Origin of the sequence: uncultured Aquimarina sp., from assembly GCF_947495315.1 — a bacterium.
Classification (GTDB): Bacteria; Bacteroidota; Bacteroidia; order Flavobacteriales; family Flavobacteriaceae; genus Aquimarina.
In genome coordinates, this window is sequence record NZ_CANLYD010000011.1 from 188,689 (window position 1) to 208,010 (window position 19,322).

Genomic DNA, 19,322 nt, shown 5'->3' on the forward strand with positions numbered 1-19,322 from the left:
CGCCCAAAAATAAGGTGAAGTGGTTTTGTTTTCCTTAATTTGTTCTTAAAAATACGGAGTTCTGATCAGAATATAAATATCCACATTTGAAAACATCAAATAGTATACATATTTCGTTAGGAAGTAATATCGGAAATCGTCTGGATTATCTTCAGCAAGCTTTGCAGGTGATTTATGAAACTATTGGCGATGTAGTAAGTATTTCTAGCATTTATCAAACGCCAGCTTGGGGGTTTAGTAGCGATGATTTTTATAACGCTTGTATTCTTGTGAAGACCTTTTATTCCACTTCAGAAGTATTGGATAGGCTTTTGGAAATCGAAAATTCTTTGGGAAGAAGTAGAAAAGAAGGGGAAGGATATGAAGCAAGAACGATCGATCTGGATATTGTTTTTTCTTCGCAAGGAATTATAGAAACCGAGAACTTGATCGTTCCTCATCCATCTATGCAAGATCGGAAGTTTGTATTGAAACCTCTTGAAGAAATAGCAGGAGAATTAGCGCATCCGATATTAAATCAAACTGTACATCAGTTATTGGAGAAAACTACAGATACATCCGTAGTGACCAAACTGAATGAGGTTATGCTAAGTCCTAAAGAGAAATATTCCTTATCGACTTTTCAGTATCTTACTATTGAGGGTAATATTGGAGCTGGTAAAACTAGTCTAGCACGTCTGATAGCAGAAGAGTTTAATGCTAAGTTGGTGTTAGAACGTTTTGCGGATAATCCTTTTTTACCGAAGTTCTATGAAGATATGGAAAGATATGCATTTCCATTAGAAATGTCATTTTTGGCCGATCGTTATCAGCGACTACAGGATGATATTGGTCAATTTGATCTATTCAAGGATTTTGTGGTTAGTGATTATGATGTATTTAAATCGTTGATTTTTGCCCAGGTAACCTTGCAGGAAGATGAATATAAGCTGTACAAGAAGGTTTTTGATATTATGTATCGGGATTTGCCAAAACCAGGATTGTATGTGTATTTATATCAAAACACGGAACGCTTGTTAGAAAATATAAAAAGACGAGGTCGCGACTACGAACAGAAAATCCCTGCAGAATATCTGAATAAAATTAACAAAGGGTACTTGCAATTCATAAAATCACAAGCACACTTTAATGTTCGAATCATAGATATATCTGATAAGGATTTTATATCTAATCGTGAAGATTATATTTGGATTTTAAACCAATTGGCTAAATAAGTTACCCTTTCTGAAGCTCACTAGCTACTTTTTGAACTTCATCCAAAACGCGAAGTAGATTACCGCTCCAAAGTTTTTCTATTTGTTCTTCAGTATATCCACGTTTTACTAATTCTAGAGTAACATTGAAGGTTTCTGAAGCATCACTCCATCCTTCGATTCCACCGCCACCATCAAAATCAGAGCTAATACCAACGTGTTCAATGCCAATTTTATCAACCATATAGTCAATATGATTCACAAAATCTACTACATCAACGGCAGGAGGTAAGTCGGTCATTTTTTTGACCTTTGCTCTTCTTATAGCAGCCATTTTTCCTAAAAAGTCGTAGTAGGTTTCTTTTTCTTCAGAACTCAGTTTCATTACTTCTTCTCGCTCTAGCCAAGTGACTCCCATAGAATCTGCAATTTGTTTTCCGATTTCTACCTCTTTTACAACTCTCTTTTCAAACTTTTCGGTATTTAGATAAGAGGTAAAAGCAACGGTTTGTACAACACCTCCATTTTCTTTTAGCCACTGTAATTGTTCGTCATCTAGATTTCTACTATGATCACATAACGCTCTTGCAGAAGAATGTGAAGCAATAATGGGTGCTTTAGAAAGCTCGATCATCTGGCGCATTGATTCCTTAGATGGATGTGACACGTCAATCATCATACCCCATTTATTCATTTCGGCCACCACTTCTTTTCCGAGATCACTTAATCCATTATGCAGCCATACATCGTCAGCTTCTCCAGTATTAGAATCACAGAGTTGACTATGTCCGTTATGAGATAATGACATATATCTTCCTCCAAGATCATAAAACTTTTTTACATTATTGATGTCAGTTCCCACTGGATAACCGTTTTCAATACCAATCATCGCTACCTTTTTACCAGATTTATGAATTCTACGAACGTCTTCAGAAGTTAACGCTAATTCTATTTGATTTGGTGCGATAGTATCCACCAATCTATGAATTGCATCAAATTTAGACATGGCAATCTTATGAGCTTTATCAAAACCTTCCGTATTCAGTGAATCTTGTCCTGTATAGACAATAAACCAGGCAACATCTAATCCACCTTTGTTCATTTTTGGTAAGGTAATCTGAGAGTTTAGATCTTGTGTGTAATTAATAGAATCCGTAAAGTTTTTGATATTAATATCACAATGAGTATCTAGTGTAATAACGTTTTTATGTATTTCTTTCGCCCTTGTGATGAGTTGATCCTCTGTCATAGATTCTTCTTTTTTAGGTACTGCTTTTTTTTGGTTACAACCTATTAAAGTAAAACAGATGACGAGTAGTACAGAGATGTATTTCATTTTGAAAAATAGGAATTGAGTTAGTTAGCCTTAAACTTACAAAACAAATCCCATATCACGACACCAGCGCTAACTGAAATGTTTAAAGAATGCTTGCTTCCATATTGCGGTATTTCTATTACAGTATCGCTCGTAGAAACCACTTCTTGCTGAACACCTTTTACTTCGTTTCCAAAAATAATCGCATAGGTTTGGTTTGGTTCAGGATTAAAATCGTTAAGCAGGGTCGCACTTTCAGCTTGCTCAATAGATACGATTTTGATGTTTTCGGATTGAAGTTTAGTAACTAGTTTCAAAGTGTTTTCTGTATGCTCCCAATCTACAGTTTCGGTAGCCCCAAGTGCTGTTTTCTGAATATCTTTATGAGGTGGAGTGGCGGTGATGCCACAGAGATATATTTTTTCTATCAAAAAAGCATCTGCTGTTCTAAACACGGATCCAATATTGTTAAGACTTCTGATGTTGTCTAAAATAATAATCAGCGGAGTCTTTTTTGCTTCTTTAAATTCAGCAACTGTTTTGCGATCAAGCTCGCTGTTTTTTAGTTTTCTGTTCATTTTTTTAAAGTTTGCAGTATTCAGTTTATAGTGCGCAGTAACTGTTTTATATTATAAGTTAATCTATACTTTAATACCAAATTTTTCAGGGTTATTAATCATATAATTGATTAGGTTGCCGACCTCTAAGCTTAAAGAAGTAAGTTGGTCAAAAGTTTTTTGATCTATATACTTACAAGCTAAAGAAAATTCAAGCCAAGTTTGAGTTTCTGCATTTTCAGAATCACTATCAGTAAGTTTACTTATAAAGTGTTTGGGGTATTTTCGTTTTCTATATGATTCAGAAATATTAGCAGTTACACTTCTAGAAGATCGTCTTATTTGATCAATAAGAGAGTATTTTTCTTCTTTTGGGAAATTTTTGGTAATTTCAAATATTTTCATAGCCAAATCAAATGATTTTTTATAAGCTAATAGATTCTTAAAATCCATATTTATTTTAAAATTTTGTCAAAGGTATCACTTTCTCTTTAGTATAAAATATAATATCGGTGAAGCCATAAAGTAGGGTTTGAATATTTGTTTTTCTATTTTAAATTTTGTACTGCGAACTAATAACTTATTACTGCAAACTGTTTACAATACAATTGTGAATAAAAATGAATAACTCCTTTTAACTAGGTTTCAAAAAAAAACGGAGAATACCTACTTTAGCCACTGTAGAAAAATCATATCCTTTTGGCAGCAAAAAAAGAAAAAAAAGTAACTCCATTAATGAAGCAATACAATGCGATTAAGGCTAAATACCCAGACGCATTGCTACTGTTTAGAGTAGGGGATTTTTATGAGACTTTTGGAGAAGACGCTATTAAAGCAGCAGCAATCCTTAATATTGTTCAGACCAAAAGAGGTAATGGTAGTGAAAACGAAACTGCTTTGGCAGGATTTCCACACCATTCTTTGAACACCTATTTGCCTAAGTTAGTCAAGGCGGGAGAACGAGTCGCGATTTGTGATCAATTAGAAGATCCCAAACAGACTAAAACTATTGTAAAAAGAGGAGTAACGGAGTTAGTAACTCCTGGTGTTGCACTAAATGATGAGGTTTTACAGAGTAAAACCAATAATTTTCTATGTGCTTTGCATTACGGTAAAAAACAATTAGGTGTTGCGTTTTTGGATGTTTCTACCGGAGAGTTTTTAACCGCCCAAGGAGATGTTGCGCAGATGGATAAGTTATTGCGTAATTTTAATCCAAGCGAGGTTTTAATTCCTAAACCAAAAAAGCAAAGCTTTCAGAATGATTTTGGGAATGATTTTCACACTTTTTTCTTAGAAGATTGGGTATTTAAAACGGATTATGCGAATGAGACGCTGAATACTCATTTTGAAACTACCTCTCTTAAAGGTTTTGGAGTAGACCATTTACAGGAAGGGGTTATTGCCGCAGGTGTAATTCTTCATTATTTAGGAGAAACACAACATCATAAATTACAGCATATAACGACTATTCAGCGTATTGCAGAGGATGAGTATATATGGATGGATCGTTTTACAATTCGTAACCTGGAGTTGTATAATCCAAATGCCGCCAATGCAGTAACGCTAATAGATGTAATTGATAAAACAATCTCTCCTATGGGAGGTCGTACCCTAAAACGGTGGTTGGCATTACCTCTTAAAAATATTACAAGTATCCAAAAACGTCACGAGGTGGTGCAGTACTTTTTGGATAATAGTACGTTACATCAGAAGATTCAACATCAAATCAAACAGATCGGAGACATAGAACGTTTGATTTCTAAAGTAGCTACGGGAAAAGTGAATCCTAGAGAAATCATTCAATTAAAAAATTCTCTGGAAGCTATAGTACCGATCAAAGCACAAGCTGCGAATAGTAATAATGAAGCATTAAAAGTGATCGGAAATACACTTCACGATTGTGAATTATTACGAAATAAAATTAAAGAAACGCTTAATGAAGAGGCTCCGGTAAATATTCTAAAAGGAAATACCATAGCAGATGGATATCTTGATGAGTTAGATGAGTTACGTTCTATAGCTTTTTCCGGAAAAGATTATCTGGATAAAATGTTGGAACGTGAAACAGAAGCTACTGGGATTACTTCCTTGAAAATAGCATCTAATAATGTTTTTGGGTATTATATAGAAGTGAGGAATACTCACAAGGATAAAGTTCCTGAAACTTGGATACGAAAGCAAACATTAGTAAATGCAGAAAGATATATCACTGAAGAATTAAAAGAGTACGAAGCCAAAATTCTTGGTGCCGAAGAAAAAATTCTATCATTAGAGCAACAGTTGTTTAGCGATCTGATTGTATGGATGAGTGAATATATCAAGCCAGTACAACTAAACGCTACTTTAATTGGTCAACTAGATTGTTTGTGTTCATTTACGCAGTTAGCCAAAGAAAATAAATACACACGCCCTATTATTGACGATTCTCATCATCTGGAAATTAAAAATGGGCGTCATCCTGTAATAGAAAAGCAATTACCTCCAGGAGAATCGTATATAGCGAATGATGTCTCTTTGAATAGAGAAGATCAGCAGATGATTATGATTACAGGACCTAATATGAGTGGTAAGTCTGCGATATTAAGACAAACAGCTTTAATCGTTTTATTAGCACAAATGGGAAGTTTTGTTCCTGCAGATGAAGCTAAGATAGGAGCAGTGGATAAGATATTTACCAGAGTAGGAGCGAGCGATAATATCTCTATGGGAGAATCTACTTTTATGGTAGAGATGAATGAAACAGCAAACATTCTAAATAATATATCGGATAGAAGCTTGGTGTTGCTTGATGAAATAGGTCGTGGTACCAGTACTTATGATGGAATTTCTATTGCCTGGGCGATTAGTGAGTTTCTCCACGAACATCCGGCAAGACCAAAAACACTGTTTGCTACACATTATCATGAGCTTAATGAAATGTGTGAGACTTTTGATCGAATCAAAAACTACAACGTAGCTGTAAAAGAATTGAAAGATAATGTGCTTTTTCTACGTAAGTTAGTTCCTGGTGGCAGTGAGCATAGTTTTGGAATTCATGTAGCTAAGATGGCAGGAATGCCTCAGCAAGTGTTACATAGAGCTAATAAGATGCTTAAGAAATTAGAGAAATCTCATAGTAGCGAGGAGTTAACTGATAAAATAAAAGGAATCCAGGAAGAAGATGAGTTACAATTAAGTTTCTTTAATTTAGACGACCCATTATTGGAAGAAATTAAGGAAGAAATTGTAAATATTGATATAGATACCCTTACTCCGGTAGAAGCTTTGATGAAATTAAATGAGATTAAACGTATGTTAACCAGGAAGAAAGCTTCTACAGTGTAAAGTTTTTTATTCTTTTTTTAGAAAAGACTTTGGTATTACTAGAAATGTTTTAAATTTGCATCCGCAATAACACATTGCGAAGTTCTTAAAATAAATGCGAAAGTAGCTCAGGGGTAGAGCATCGTCCGCCTCAGGCGGATTTGGGTCATATCATTTTTAATGATAAAACTCTCAAGTTATATTCCTGATGTATACGGTATTAAAATGCGAAAGTAGCTCAGGGGTAGAGCATCACCTTGCCAAGGTGAGGGTCGCGAGTTCAAATCTCGTCTTTCGCTCTGATAAAATATACCACGCTCGGGTGGTGGAATTGGTAGACACGTTGGACTTAAAATCCAATGTCCATTAGGACGTACGGGTTCAAGTCCCGTCCCGAGTACATAAGCAAACCCTTTGATTTTCAAAGGGTTTCTTTGTTTTTAGTCATTTCTTATCTTTTGTTGAAACTATTTAATTTACTGCTGGTTTCAACATAGTTTCAACATTTTTAGTTTAGTATCACTATTCCTTTAGAAGAATACATTGTTGAATTTTAATATTTACAGAAAGATTTTTCATTTTAGTTGTCTATTGCTATAATTTATCAGCGTGCAAAATTAAAATAAAGGCTTTTAGGTAGGAAAACTCGAAATCATAAAGGAATCTATCGATTTGTTTGTTTTGTTGTTTTAAAAAGGGCTTAAAATTATTTTTATGGGAGTCTAATCGACCTAAAAAGACTTTAAAATTTAAATCTTTATTTTTATAATACAAATGAATTCTCTAATCAATATTCATAGTGTAAATCAAAAAGTCTACTTATCTGTAGGGATATATAGTATTAAAGTTTTAGGTGGTTGGAGCGTAAAGGTTAATAACTTCTCTGTTTCTCTTAGAAAGATTGAAAACGGTCTGGTTATTAAATCCGAAGATACCTTCTGGAAATACCAATCCTATGCATTTAATAAAAAGACTAAAAAGATTGCAGTTCTTGATATACACGAATCTGGTAACTTTGTTGTGGAATTCAGCAATCCGAAAAACTTGAAAGTAAAGCCTTCTAGTTTGATTGTATCACAAATCTTTGAAAAAGAAATCCCAAATCAAGATTTAGAAATTTGTATTGGTTGTTAAGATCAAAATTACATTTTTCTTAATATTGAACTTTTTATTCTCCTTCTTTTACTCCAACCTTTAATATAAATCCCATATGCACCAAGATATAAATAATGATAAAAACTGTAATATGGACCCAATTAAAATATAGAGGAAACCATTTTTAAACTTTCTGAAATCTAGTTTAGCAGATTGTAAATGCTTAAGGTGATTTGCTTCCATTTCGTCTTCAGTAAGTTCGTCATTTTCATTTTCTTTGAGATTATTTAGTATGATATGAATAGGTTGATCAAAATCTGGAGCTTCATCTTTATAACGTAAACTACTAATTTTTAAAGCTATCTTATCAATTAAATAAAATCTATATATGCCTAAAACATTTAACAGTATACCAATACCATTAACCACTTTTCCAACATCAATACAATATAATTCCATCATTCTTTATTTTGAACTTTTATGTTTCAGGTTTTTCAACTCTAGAATTGAATTTATCCTATAATCTTTTTAATTAATTTATTGTCTTCGTTAGAAACGTCTTCTTTTTTTCCACTTGCCTTTTACCAAAATGTATTTAGAAGGCATAATTCTAATAACCCTTTTGGTTGGTCGAATAGGAGTCATATTTTGTCGCCTGGTTTTATTTTGTTTCTGTGTATTTAAAAATTCTTCTAACCTTGATTGCCATTTTCCATTTTGGGTGGTTTTTATAAAGATATTACGATTAATTTCAGCTACAAGAGCATAATATTCACTTATATCCGGGAATAAACAATACATAGGGTTGGATACACCAGATATCGACTCTGATAACCTGCCAAAATCAAAAACAACCGTCACAGAACTTTCTAGCCAGGCAGAAGGAAAACATTCCTCCGGGAAATCAACTTTAAAAATACCAGGCTTATCAGTTTTTGTAAAATCTGATTTTCCTTTTGTAAAACGTGAGTAATCCCTTTTTAAACGAGTTCCATCAACAACCCAAACCATCTTTTTATAGAACTTTTCACGAGCGGTCCGCTCCTCAGGGTTTATAAATGAATGTTGAAATTCTATAACAAATCCATCATCTGTACGAACATCTGCAATGTGCCTTTCACCTGATATTTTATCAGGTAAGGAAATTTCCTGCCATTCAATGGGATAATTGTTTTTCCAAGAGCGATGCCATTGTGTTTCGTTTTCCCACCATTGATCACACTTACGTCTACCTTTATGTGCCCAGTGATTAATTTTAAAAGGACCACATTTAGGAATTAATTCTGAACCACAACTTGGACATGTTCCTTTAGCCCCTTTTATAGCTTCAGTTTTAATATTATCAACTAGCGCAAATTTCACTTTTTATGACTTTTGGTTAACCTTTTTATTCAGAACGGATAAAGTCATCCATTTTCTTGGATTACTGTTTATTTTTCTATTTCAGAGAGCTGTTTCTTATAACGATCTAATAGTGAATCTTTCATATAAGTAAATTCTTCTAGATCTTTTATTCTTTTCTGTATCTCTTCGATTTGCTCCTTTTTTTTATCGTGGTCATCATCTTCTTGACTCTTTAGTGATTCATTATGATCCGACACAATTCTAATAATTCTCATATCAGGATGATCTATGTTTTCAATAGCATTTCTTATTAGTTCTTTCCTCTCTACAGTTAAGTTTAATTCGGAAACGAACTGATTTAAAGAATCGCAAATTAGTGACCTTGCAAGACGATCAATCATTAATGCAACCTCTAAGTGACTTTTAACTTCAGCAGTAGTTTCTTTCTCATTTTCTTCTTGGAAATCAAATAAAATTTGTGGTGGAATAAAAAAGGGCGTCTCCTTATTTGGGTTGAGTTTTTCTAATATCTCGAAAAGCGGTTCAAAATCTTTAAGAAAACTATTCCCTCCTGGAGCAGACCATCGATGCTTCCATAGTTCCAGAATAATTTCAAAACATTCTTTTTGTGCGTCCTGCTTCGCTTTCCCAGTAAGTTTTTTAGCCAACTCTATCTTCTCAGCAAGATAATGAGACATCCATTTTGCGAGTGTATCAACTCCTGGTTCTAGCTCTAATTCCTTTACAATAGCCTTACCTAAGTTTATAATTTTCTGTTGTGCTTTTGAGTCTTCCATCTTCGGTGAATAAAAAAATCTTGTGATGTGTTAAGTATTCGTATTTGTCTTCGTCGGTTCTATATTTGTATTCAATATCTCTGCTTATATTGACATTAATGATTAAATGACAATCATATACTTTGCAAAGTTTTTTGAGCAAGTTTAATGAAGCGCTTAAACGCATCCCAGATTGATCGGGTTCTTCATCATAACCTTCTAAATTACTACTCCAAGCATTACACTTCATTGCAAGTTGACCATCATTAAAGTACCAGGCTTTACCTTCACTATCCGAAGATAAATTAAGCTCCTTCGAAAATGTTCCTCCTATAGAAAACATAGGATAGCTTATATTACCACTATAAGGATCAAATTCGTCTAAACCCTTTGAAGTATCAGGATTAAATATCCATCCTTGAAGTTTAAACATATCCGAATCAATCTCTACTCTACTTTCTTCATAATCTGGAAGTTTGTAATCATGACAATCTCTGCTTGTTCCCAACGCTCTCATAAGTGCTTCAGAAGTTTTTTTAGAAACTAAAGCAGATGAAATAGAGTATGTCTCATAATTTGAATTATGTCTTTCTGTCCAACTCCCTTTGATGACAAACCAATTTTTCTTGTGGCGACTGACTATAATACTTTTCAAAAAGTCTTGATCTTTAATTTCTGTTCTCCAATTTTTGGTCTTTTCATCAGATATCCACACTGGTCTTTCTAAAGGTAGTTGGTCTCTACAATCAGCTAACCATTTAGCGTCTCCTCTTGTCAACATATGACGAGACAACCAATAATGCCAAGAATCTTCATCCAAATAATCTCTAGAAATAATTACTGGCATGTTTTCAACTAACCTCGCCGCTGTAACTAGCATCGAATGATATGATAAATAAAAATCCCAATTATCGGTTTTAGGATATTTTCCATGATCGTGCCAAGTTTCTCTATCTCGAGACCGATTCCAAAGGCTTACTCTTGGATCATTGTTGTAACCTGATTTGATTTTAGTTTTCCATTCTTTAACAATCACATTTGCACATAAGTCCTGAACTTGCTTTCCAGGAACTCCAAAGACCTCCCCTAGTGGTTCAAACCAGTATCGATCAAAATCCCATCCAAAACTATAGTTTAATGTTGTATCAACACTTCCTTTATCATGCAAATAACTATTTTGTTGATATCCATATTTTTCTTTTTTCGTTTCAAGTTTGCTTTTACCAATTCCTTTTAGCAAAGAGATTTTCATATTTCCATAAGTTCCGGGAATAGCCGTTTCAATATTCAAAGCAATTTGAGCGGAAAACTTCTGGATTAGAATGTGAGGTTCTAATTGCGTGTACTTAAAGAATATTTCCTTGTGACCTATTAATAAGTTAGGGTGGTCAATTGAAACTCGAGAAAGAGCAATCAACAGATACTGTCTTGCGTGTAATTCATAGAAAGCAAACTGCTTGCTGCCAAAAGCACCAACCTCATGACATTCTAACCATTCAATCAAAAACCTTACGGTATTAATGCAATTGAAATCAGCCATTTTTTTAACTACATGACACGCACGCCAACGGGTTTCAGATCGTGGAGAGCCTAGTGCAGACCAGATAAAGCCAGAGATATTTCTGCCAATATTATTAGATGCTTGGAGCCATTCGTTCCAAGGGCCATCTCCAAAATCATCTTTAATATGTAATTCGAATCTGGACAAGGCATAATCGGTTAAATCACAAGCATCACTTTGATTAACAAAAGTTGATGCATGACCTACAAATCCAAAAAGAGTAATAGAATCAGTAATCTCCTGACCTTTTGATAACCCTTGAAAAATCCCCATTCTTAAATCTTTGGCCAAACTTTCATCAATATTTAATTCTCGAATTACTGATCTAAATGAATAAACATTGACTAATTCGTGGGAATATTTGCAACCAAAGCGTTTAATAATTCCTGGCCATTTCTTTTTGAAGCTTACCTTGTTTTTCCAATCATTAGGAATTGACCTTAGTGCCTGTTCAAATTGATAATAACTTAATTTTTCATACTTGAATAGCAAATCGATAAAGTCATATATTTCATTAGCCTCTATTCGATTTAGAATTTCCTTAAACAAAGCAATCAACCGGTTATAATGATCGTAATCTTTCTCATCAGATTCGCTTGAAAATCTGTGGATTAGCATAATCAATCCTTCTGAGGTTAGAACGTCAATATCTTTAAAAACTCGTTCCCAAATTTTTGTATCAGACTTAGTATCAAACTTTTTATGTCGCTTCTCTTGGGGTTCCTCTTGTTTTTCGGTATTACTTTTATAAAAATCTATAGTATTATTCAACTCGTTTATGCATATGCTGTATTTATCTGCGATGGACTTCATTTGAATCAAGTAACTAAAACTAGCCCCCTCTTTACTTAGTAATTCATGTGCATCATTTAAAATACTACTTCTTAACTCTTTAGAAGGTTCATTTGCCAAACAAGTAGATAAAAAATCATTTAAATCATGATCCGAAAGGAAACGCGCCAATGACCAACCTTCCGTCGAGTTAATCGACTTTGATCTTACTAAATAGTCAAGCATTGATTCTAGCTGATACTCAAATCTACCAATTTCTCTATCTCTCCATCTGCTTAATGCAGATAAACCAATTTGGACAGACATCTTTGTACAAGTTACCATAGCACCTGATCTATCCCAATGTTTTTCTCGATATACGTATTCTCCTACCAATTCAGCACAACGTATAAACCTATAAGCTAATTCATCCGAAGAGTTAGTAGCTGATCTTTCTCCCAATGTAGCCACAGCATCCCAACGCTGAACTATTTCATCTCCAAACTTGGAAACAATATCTATGGCATCTTCAAAATAAACTGCAGCATCATCTTTAGAGCCAAAAAGTACTGCTCTAGCCAATGAAATGTATTCATTTGCGATTTCCTCCGGTCCAGCATTTCTCAAACTTTTTATGAATTCATATGTAGAATTTTCAAGTTCTGATAAAATGTTGTGGAGATGGGTAGCTCTGGTTCCGGCTCTTAATAAACTAATCCTTTGAGGAATTGTAAAAGAAGAATTATCTTTTATATAATCATTATAATATTGTCGAATTACCTTGGATTCTTGTTGACTACAATAAACGAGAATAGAAGATGAAACACTTGCAATCTCGCTTGGAAGCATATCATTAGATCTATATCTATTAGCAAATGCATTTTTTGAGTCCTTATTAGTTTGATCTGCCTTTTTTGTTAGGCTATTGATGTTATCTGAGATAGCCTGTGCTCTCAATAAGAACCATGGAAACAAACCACCTATTACTTCTTTAAACTCTTTGATTTCATCTGTGTAATTTCTTTTTTTGGCATCAAATCTGTAGACTTTAGGAATAAGATCGTCTAGGTTGAGTACTGAATCTTCTGAAATAATTTTCCTAATGGAAAGGCCTTTGAGAAAAACAATTCTCTCCTTGGAATCAAATCTTGAGCTAATGCCCTGAGATGCTTGGTTTGGAACATAATAATCAAGGGCTTTCAGAATTCCTGTAGTATCCAAGTTTCGATGTAAACACACTTCCAAAAAAGCTACAATGGATTGGGTTATAGTGTCCTGAAATAAATCTCTTGATTTTTTAATACGTGATTTAGGGTTCGATAATAATTTCAAGCACTTTTCAATATCACCAGCTTCAGCAAATCGACCGACTTCCATTAATTCGCTCACAATTGCAACAACGTGAAATTTATTCCCTTGTGCCTTCTTAAGAATTTTATTTATTTCATTAAACTTTCCAGCATCAACCAGTCGACTAGCAAGTTCCTTAACCACTCGAAATATAAACTTCTTAGGCTTTAGGCTATTAAGAAATTTCAAGCATGATTCTGCCCCGTTTAGGTTTAGGTGAACAATTGCTATTTCTAGAATATCATCAAAGCTCGCACCTTGTCTTTGATTATAATCCTCTTTATTCTCTATGTTGTCAAAATATATGTTCAACCAATTTAAAGCAGACCTCAAATAGCCGCTAGCTTCTCCTTTATATTCATCAATTTCGCTAAGTAAAGATGCTGCGTACATATTTTCAGAACCTTCCCATTCACTTTTTAAAAGTCCTTTAAATGCAATTTCCTGAACCTTTAAATTATCTTGTAACTTTGGAAGCAGATCAAGGTTATTCTGAAAAAGGTTTTGTTGTCTTTGATCTCCAGCAACTTCTTCTCCGGCTCTTAAGGCAAGTTTGATAGCATCCTTGTATTTTTCAGATCTAAGTGCGGCCTTAAATGCGAACTGCAGACGATAAACAAGCACGTTTCTAGTATCTATAGGATTGTTTAATGGTAACAACTCATCAGATAAAGCAATACTTATTAGCTTATTATATTGGCCAGCCTGAAGATAGAGTTGGGGAAGTATTTCCGCTACATAGGTAAGCTCAAGAGCAAGTGGCTCTAAAACTTTGATATAATTTTTGAAATCCTCTTTAGTACCTAAATAAGTGTTTCGAAACCAAGTCTCGGTAGGTTCATCTCTAAATTGAACAGATGAATCAAGCAACCATAGCGATCGACCTATATCTGCGACAAAACTTCTTACGTCTTCTGTTTTCACTTGAGAAGCTTGTGATAAAACTTGGATTGGAATAGTTGGAGGTAAGCTTGCTAGTCCCGTACATATTTTGACCACATTAGTTTGATAATCTTGAGGGAATGTATCTTTTATTTTTTGAACCGCAATATTTAATTGTTGTTCAATTTGCTTTTCCACAGTGGTGCCAGATGGTCCAAGGTGAGTTAATAATTCATTTACAGATGAATGACCTATTGCTATTGAGTTCATCTGTACCCTTGGATTTCCACTCGTTAAGCGATGAAATTCAAGTGCTTGGATCTCATTAATTGATGGGAACCATTTTTTAAGATTCTCATAAGTTTCTTCTTTGGAAAATGGTAAAAGATTCAATTGAAGAACAGAGCCTGGTGGTTTTAACAAATGAGTACGCTCAGGCCTGCACAATAATACTAATTTACAATCATCAGGAAATTTCTCTCTTAACAACTCATTTGCAAAGCATGAATCACCAAATTCTTGAGCAGCCATTTCCGCATTATCAGCAGCATCAATTAAAATAACCAACTTTGCAGAATTTATGACTTTCTTTAATGACGTAATTGATGACTTAATTCTACTTAAAAAGCCATACATGATATCACTTTCTTTAGTGGTATTCTGTACCAGCATCCTTTCACAATATCCAACAGAAGCCAACTCGTTGACTATTTGAACAAGTGCATCTCTATGTCTATGTCTAGATCCGCTTCTACTGCGATATTTACCAGAACCAAAACAATCATAAGATATTCCCAACGAACCTTCAGGTAACGCACCTAGTACATATTGACTAAAAACGGATTTTCCAATACCACCCTCAGCTTGAATTATTAGAGGATGATTTGCTGTTGTAATTGTATATAATAGACTCTGATATTGATCTCTGATGGTTATATTATCCGTTTTCTCAAAGAGTGGAGGTGCAGGGAATAATTGTTTGTCAGAAGTGACTCCGAAAGGTCTTAGAATGTCTTCCTTTATGATGTTCCCATTAGAATTAGGTAAAACTTTTTCTTGTACTAATGAAACTATGCTATCAACCTGAGCTGAATCAATCGAACCAGGTTGAAGTCTGGCCATCTCAACTCTGAGGTCTTCTTTCTGAACGTTATAGTCTCCTTCGCTATCTTCTAAACTCAATAAATTACAAAACTGAATTAGTTCTTTATCATTAAGCTCGGTGTATTTCTTTAAGGTATCGCTAAATCTCTTTTTTACCTTACTTCCGTTGACAATGGCGGCTAGGTTATACTTAAAGGTTTCATCTATCTTGCGATTTGTAATTACTGTGAAGGAAACTCCATTTAGGGTTTTTTCTTTCTTATGTTGTTTGTATCGCTTGGAAAAGCCAATAATTGTATCTTTCAACTTGCTCAAGGTGAAAGGTTTGTCATACTGTACTGTGGTATGTTTTAGTTGAAAGTATTCAATTCTTTTTTTAGAGTGAGTACTATTGTAATATTCAGAAACATCGATAACATATTCCCCTGCTTTTTTCCTTTCCTTTGATCCTTCAATAACAATCGATTCTAAATTTGAAGTAGGCTGTATCAATCTCAAGCACCGTCTGGCGGCCCACCGATAGTGGAATACATCACCTGCCCGAGAATATGACACTAAGTCATTTGATTGAGAATCTAATTTCATTATCGTTTTATCTAAATTTTAGATTAACTTATAACTTGATCAATATATACTTTTAGCTTTTTTATTTCATTTTTTAGTACCCAAATATCAGATTCTAAGTGTTCGATTCTATTTATTGCATCGTCATATTTTTCTTCTAGATCATCCATTGTTTTTTAATTTTATTATCGGCTTAGTGAATTTTGGTTTGTTTTATATTTCCAATCTCCTATTTTAGATATTTTTGACCAAGAGATTTTTAAGCAAATCAATAGGTTTTTATGGAATCGATTTAAAAACCTACAATTATTTTCAATTTGAAACACGCCGCTTTAAGTATTTAATTTTACGCTTATCAAATGCAGGCATTGTTCCTTCTAAAATATCAACGATCTCCTTGTTAATTGATTCATTCTCAATGCCTCCTGCGTTTAAAGAGAATTTATGATTATTTTTTTTATCGATATCAACATGAATTATTTGCTCGGCATCTGCTACTACTGCTAAATTAGGATTATGTGTAACAATTATTAATTGTCGATGCTTCTTGGCTTGTTTAATAAAAGGGACAAGGATTTCAAAAACACTTTGATTATCAAGATTATCTTCTGGTTGATCTATAATTAATGGTTTTTCATCATTATCTAAAAGCAAATAAAACACAATCAATGCAGCGCCTCTTTCACCTGGGGAAAGCTGTTGAATATCTTTACCAGCAAATTTTAATGCGTACTTTTCGTTTAAAAACTCTAATCCATAAACATAATCGAATAAATCTTCTAATGATTTGACAGAACGGATTTGACTAAAAGGGTTTTGTTTTTGATCTTCTGAATATTCTAAACTAGCAGTAATCTCATCTATCTTAGACAAGATACTATCTTTATCATTAGGATCTAAATCATTAGTAAAGTCTTTAAAACGTCTATTTGCTTGATCTACTCCATAAAAATACCCCGTTTTCCCCTTATCAATGTAATCTAAGAAATTTGTCATTAACCCTTTTATCTGAAACGAAGCTTCTAATGATATTTTATATCCTTGTATTTTCTCAGAATTTTCATCTAATAAGTCATCTATATTTTTCTTCAAAAACGAATATATATCTACAATTTCCTTTTTCTTATCGTATATTTTTGAGGTGATTTGTTTTCTAATATTTTTATATTCTATTAGTTTTTCAGTCAGGACTTCGGCAATATTTTTTATTTCTTGCTCATAATATTTTAATGTTCCTGCACGTGGATTTTCATCCTCCCCCTCAATTATTTTCTTCCTTAACTCCCAATCTTTTAATGAAGCGTTATATTGCTCAATAAGTTTTTGTTTCTCGTCTAGGGAGTTAGAAATGAGTTCATAATTCTCCTGTATTTTCTCAATTTTTAACCACAAAAGGCTTTCGACTGTTTCAAACAAATCTGAATGTTCTTGGGTATATTCAATTTTTCCAAGTTCTAACTGAAGTTTTAACTTTTCTTTTTCTAATGAAGATATTTTTTGCTCAATGGGTACTAAATTGATTATTGGGTTTGGGAAAATACTATCTATGTTAAGAGTATACTTCTCCAAAAATTCAGTTTCATTTTGTCTAAATGACTCAATTCGATCCTGTTCCTCTTCAAACCTAAATCTAATCTGCTTAAGTTCGATTAAATTACTATTTAAAATTTCAAGCCTATCAAGATGTTGAGATTCAACCTCTCTCGCTTCTTGTAACTTTTTTTCTTCTTCTTTTAGCTTTTTATAATTTTCATCACTTTCACCACGCTCCGTATCTTCATCACCTTTTTCATCGTCTTTATTTTCTTCAGAAAACGGATTAACTGGTTTGCTTGTTATATGGCTATCTAAATCTTCCTTTAAATTTTTAATTTTACTTTCAATACTCTCTTTATGTTCGACTGTGTCTCTTTTAAGTAAATTGACTATATCGTAATTAATATCGTTAAGCTCACCCCTAAGTGTTTCAATTGATGATTCACAATTTGTCTTCACCTCTTCAATAAAATCTTCAAATGAATCTTTTCCTAAACGATCTGTCTCATCAATATGCTTAAAAACAACCTGATTTAATTCCTTTATGAAATTTTCATTATCATCAATTTCATTACACAAATCTTCAAAATAACTCTGCGGTAAATATTTAACTTTTTCTTCAGCATTTTGATCTATATGTTCGTGTAAATACTTCTCTTCCGAATTATCACTTTGCCAAGTCAATTTTGCTTTAAAATTGCTTGCTAATCCATTCTTCCTGAATTTTCTATTCTTAACATCTAAAAAAGAAAAATAGTCTTCATTATGTGAATTTCCAAGTAATCCTACTATATCTGTAATAGCACTTTTTCCCTTTCCTTTGTTACCAATTATAGCTGTCAATTCATTGCTAGGATATACTACCTGATCACGAAACCAGATGCCTTGACTTTCATCATAACCCTCAGCCTGACTAATCTCTATTTTAGAAATATATTTTGTTTTGTTTTTTTGAACCCTATCCAAAACTTCAGGCTTTGCTCCAATAAACAATCTCTCTTCTGGCTCATAAGTAAGATATTTAAGCCCTTCCCAAGATGGCTCAATCTTTATCCAAGTTATCTGTGAGAACTCGCATAGCTGTCCTTTATCATCCTTTTTAGAAAATTCTTTACCTAACTTGTTATCAAGATCATCGAAGGAATGGGCATCACAGCCACTTAATACTGGACAAGGTTTAGATATCTCACGGATGCCATCGGAATTTTGCTCATATCTATCATCTTTTAAAAACCATTCAACATTTTGCGAACCTCCAAAAAAGCCATCGCAAATTTTATCGATCTCATCTGAAATATTCATCTTTCTTGCAGATTTATTGTCTGCTCTTAAACCTTGGTTATTTGAAGCAGCGAAAATCAAATAAGGTTCATCATTACCAAAAACTTTTTTTAAAGCAGGTTTCAAATCTGAATATTTTATTGCAGCTTTTTTAAAATCATCAGATGACTGTAACTTATCGCAACTTACAACTGACCCATTATTAGTTATGTTAGTATCTAACCTTGAAAGAAATTCATTTAATTTTTTTTCGCTTATGCTATCTTCATTTGAAAAAATTACATGGAGATTAACTTCTTCAGCACTTCTATTAACAGATACGTCTAAACGGAACTCTATGTTTGGAAAGAATATCTTTTTTGATTCAGGAAATTTGTTGTAAAAAAGCCTAATAAGTTTGAAATAATTATCAAAGCAGAAATAATCCGTTATACCAAAAACGGTAACGTCTGAATGCTCAATCTTTACACAGTATTCATCCCATTTGTCTCTACCTTCAGGCAATTCAAAACCTTTAGGATTTAACTTCGTGTCTGGTGTATGCAAATGAAGATCACATTTGATCCATTCCGAACCTCTTTTATATTCATTACTCATAAAAATATAATTTCCTCTATTAATGATTCACAATCTTGCCCAGATTTATTCAAATTGTATACAATTAAATATGATTTTTAGTTTTTGTGT

At 33.4% G+C, this 19,322-nt stretch carries 12 protein-coding genes and 2 tRNA genes; 5 read left to right on the forward strand and 9 right to left on the reverse strand.

Annotated features, from left to right (window positions below; translation table 11 throughout):
• Positions 1-86: 86 nt before the first annotated feature.
• Positions 87-1,214 carry a 2-amino-4-hydroxy-6-hydroxymethyldihydropteridine diphosphokinase gene (folK, locus tag Q0910_RS18755; RefSeq protein WP_299219738.1) on the forward strand — a complete coding sequence of 376 codons (1,128 nt, stop codon included), beginning with the start codon at positions 87-89 and terminating at the stop codon, positions 1,212-1,214.
• Between the two features lies 1 nt (position 1,215).
• Here the strand turns inward: folK and Q0910_RS18760 are convergent, their stop codons facing one another.
• The 3 genes from Q0910_RS18760 to Q0910_RS18770 form a co-directional block, all read right to left on the reverse strand.
• Positions 1,216-2,529 (reverse strand): dipeptidase, encoded by a 1,314-nt coding sequence (locus Q0910_RS18760; RefSeq protein WP_299219741.1) that lies wholly within the window; start codon positions 2,527-2,529, stop codon positions 1,216-1,218.
• Between the two features lie 20 nt (positions 2,530-2,549).
• A complete protein-coding gene (locus Q0910_RS18765; protein ID WP_299219744.1) occupies positions 2,550-3,086 on the reverse strand; it encodes an RNA methyltransferase in 537 nt (178 codons plus the stop codon).
• Between the two features lie 63 nt (positions 3,087-3,149).
• Positions 3,150-3,518, reverse strand: coding sequence for a four helix bundle protein (locus tag Q0910_RS18770; RefSeq protein WP_299219747.1), 369 nt, complete (start codon positions 3,516-3,518; stop codon positions 3,150-3,152).
• A 282-nt stretch (positions 3,519-3,800) separates the two neighbouring features.
• Here Q0910_RS18770 and mutS point away from each other — a divergent pair, with 282 nt between their 5' ends.
• From mutS to Q0910_RS18790, 4 genes are all read left to right on the forward strand, one after another.
• The gene (gene mutS / locus Q0910_RS18775) at positions 3,801-6,392 is read left to right on the forward strand and encodes a DNA mismatch repair protein MutS (RefSeq protein WP_299219870.1); all 2,592 of its coding nucleotides are present in this window, start codon (positions 3,801-3,803) and stop codon (positions 6,390-6,392) included.
• 206 nt (positions 6,393-6,598) lie between these two features.
• Positions 6,599-6,670: transfer RNA gene (locus Q0910_RS18780), tRNA-Gly, on the forward strand.
• Positions 6,671-6,687: 17 nt separating this feature from the next.
• Positions 6,688-6,771: transfer RNA gene (locus tag Q0910_RS18785), tRNA-Leu, on the forward strand.
• Between the two features lie 374 nt (positions 6,772-7,145).
• Positions 7,146-7,505, forward strand: coding sequence for a hypothetical protein (locus tag Q0910_RS18790; RefSeq protein WP_299219750.1), 360 nt, complete (start codon positions 7,146-7,148; stop codon positions 7,503-7,505).
• 60 nt (positions 7,506-7,565) lie between these two features.
• Here Q0910_RS18790 and Q0910_RS18795 read toward each other — a convergent pair whose 3' ends face one another.
• From Q0910_RS18795 to Q0910_RS18820, 6 genes are all read right to left on the reverse strand, one after another.
• Positions 7,566-7,925, reverse strand: a complete 360-nt coding sequence (locus Q0910_RS18795; protein WP_299187576.1) for a hypothetical protein — start codon at positions 7,923-7,925, stop codon at positions 7,566-7,568.
• 90 nt (positions 7,926-8,015) lie between these two features.
• Positions 8,016-8,828 carry a competence protein CoiA family protein gene (locus Q0910_RS18800; RefSeq protein ID WP_299219753.1) on the reverse strand — a complete coding sequence of 271 codons (813 nt, stop codon included), beginning with the start codon at positions 8,826-8,828 and terminating at the stop codon, positions 8,016-8,018.
• A gap of 68 nt (positions 8,829-8,896) precedes the next feature.
• A complete protein-coding gene (locus Q0910_RS18805; protein ID WP_299219755.1) occupies positions 8,897-9,607 on the reverse strand; it encodes a hypothetical protein in 711 nt (236 codons plus the stop codon).
• Positions 9,564-15,839 (reverse strand): hypothetical protein, encoded by a 6,276-nt coding sequence (locus tag Q0910_RS18810; protein ID WP_299219758.1) that lies wholly within the window; start codon positions 15,837-15,839, stop codon positions 9,564-9,566. The genes Q0910_RS18805 and Q0910_RS18810 overlap by 44 nt, the downstream gene beginning before the upstream one ends.
• Positions 15,840-15,862: 23 nt before the next feature.
• On the reverse strand, positions 15,863-15,988 hold the full coding sequence (locus Q0910_RS18815) for a hypothetical protein (protein ID WP_299187586.1): 126 nt from the start codon (positions 15,986-15,988) through the stop codon (positions 15,863-15,865).
• A 142-nt stretch (positions 15,989-16,130) separates the two neighbouring features.
• Entirely contained in the window at positions 16,131-19,232 is a 3,102-nt protein-coding gene (locus Q0910_RS18820; RefSeq protein ID WP_299219760.1) for a TrlF family AAA-like ATPase, read from the reverse strand.
• Positions 19,233-19,322: the final 90 nt, after the last annotated feature.

What these genes read in the sequence shown, in the direction of transcription:
- Q0910_RS18765 (WP_299219744.1), bottom strand. Translation starts at nt 3,086, where the DNA reads ATGAACAGAAAACTAAAAAACAGCGAGCTTGATCGCAAAACAGTTGCT.
- Q0910_RS18820 (WP_299219760.1), bottom strand. Translation starts at nt 19,232, where the DNA reads ATGAGTAATGAATATAAAAGAGGTTCGGAATGGATCAAATGTGATCTT.
- Q0910_RS18795 (WP_299187576.1), bottom strand. Translation starts at nt 7,925, where the DNA reads ATGGAATTATATTGTATTGATGTTGGAAAAGTGGTTAATGGTATTGGT.
- mutS (WP_299219870.1), top strand. Translation starts at nt 3,801, where the DNA reads ATGAAGCAATACAATGCGATTAAGGCTAAATACCCAGACGCATTGCTA.
- Q0910_RS18815 (WP_299187586.1), bottom strand. Translation starts at nt 15,988, where the DNA reads ATGGATGATCTAGAAGAAAAATATGACGATGCAATAAATAGAATCGAA.
- Q0910_RS18810 (WP_299219758.1), bottom strand. Translation starts at nt 15,839, where the DNA reads ATGAAATTAGATTCTCAATCAAATGACTTAGTGTCATATTCTCGGGCA.
- Q0910_RS18790 (WP_299219750.1), top strand. Translation starts at nt 7,146, where the DNA reads ATGAATTCTCTAATCAATATTCATAGTGTAAATCAAAAAGTCTACTTA.
- Q0910_RS18805 (WP_299219755.1), bottom strand. Translation starts at nt 9,607, where the DNA reads ATGGAAGACTCAAAAGCACAACAGAAAATTATAAACTTAGGTAAGGCT.
- Q0910_RS18760 (WP_299219741.1), bottom strand. Translation starts at nt 2,529, where the DNA reads ATGAAATACATCTCTGTACTACTCGTCATCTGTTTTACTTTAATAGGT.
- Q0910_RS18770 (WP_299219747.1), bottom strand. Translation starts at nt 3,518, where the DNA reads ATGGATTTTAAGAATCTATTAGCTTATAAAAAATCATTTGATTTGGCT.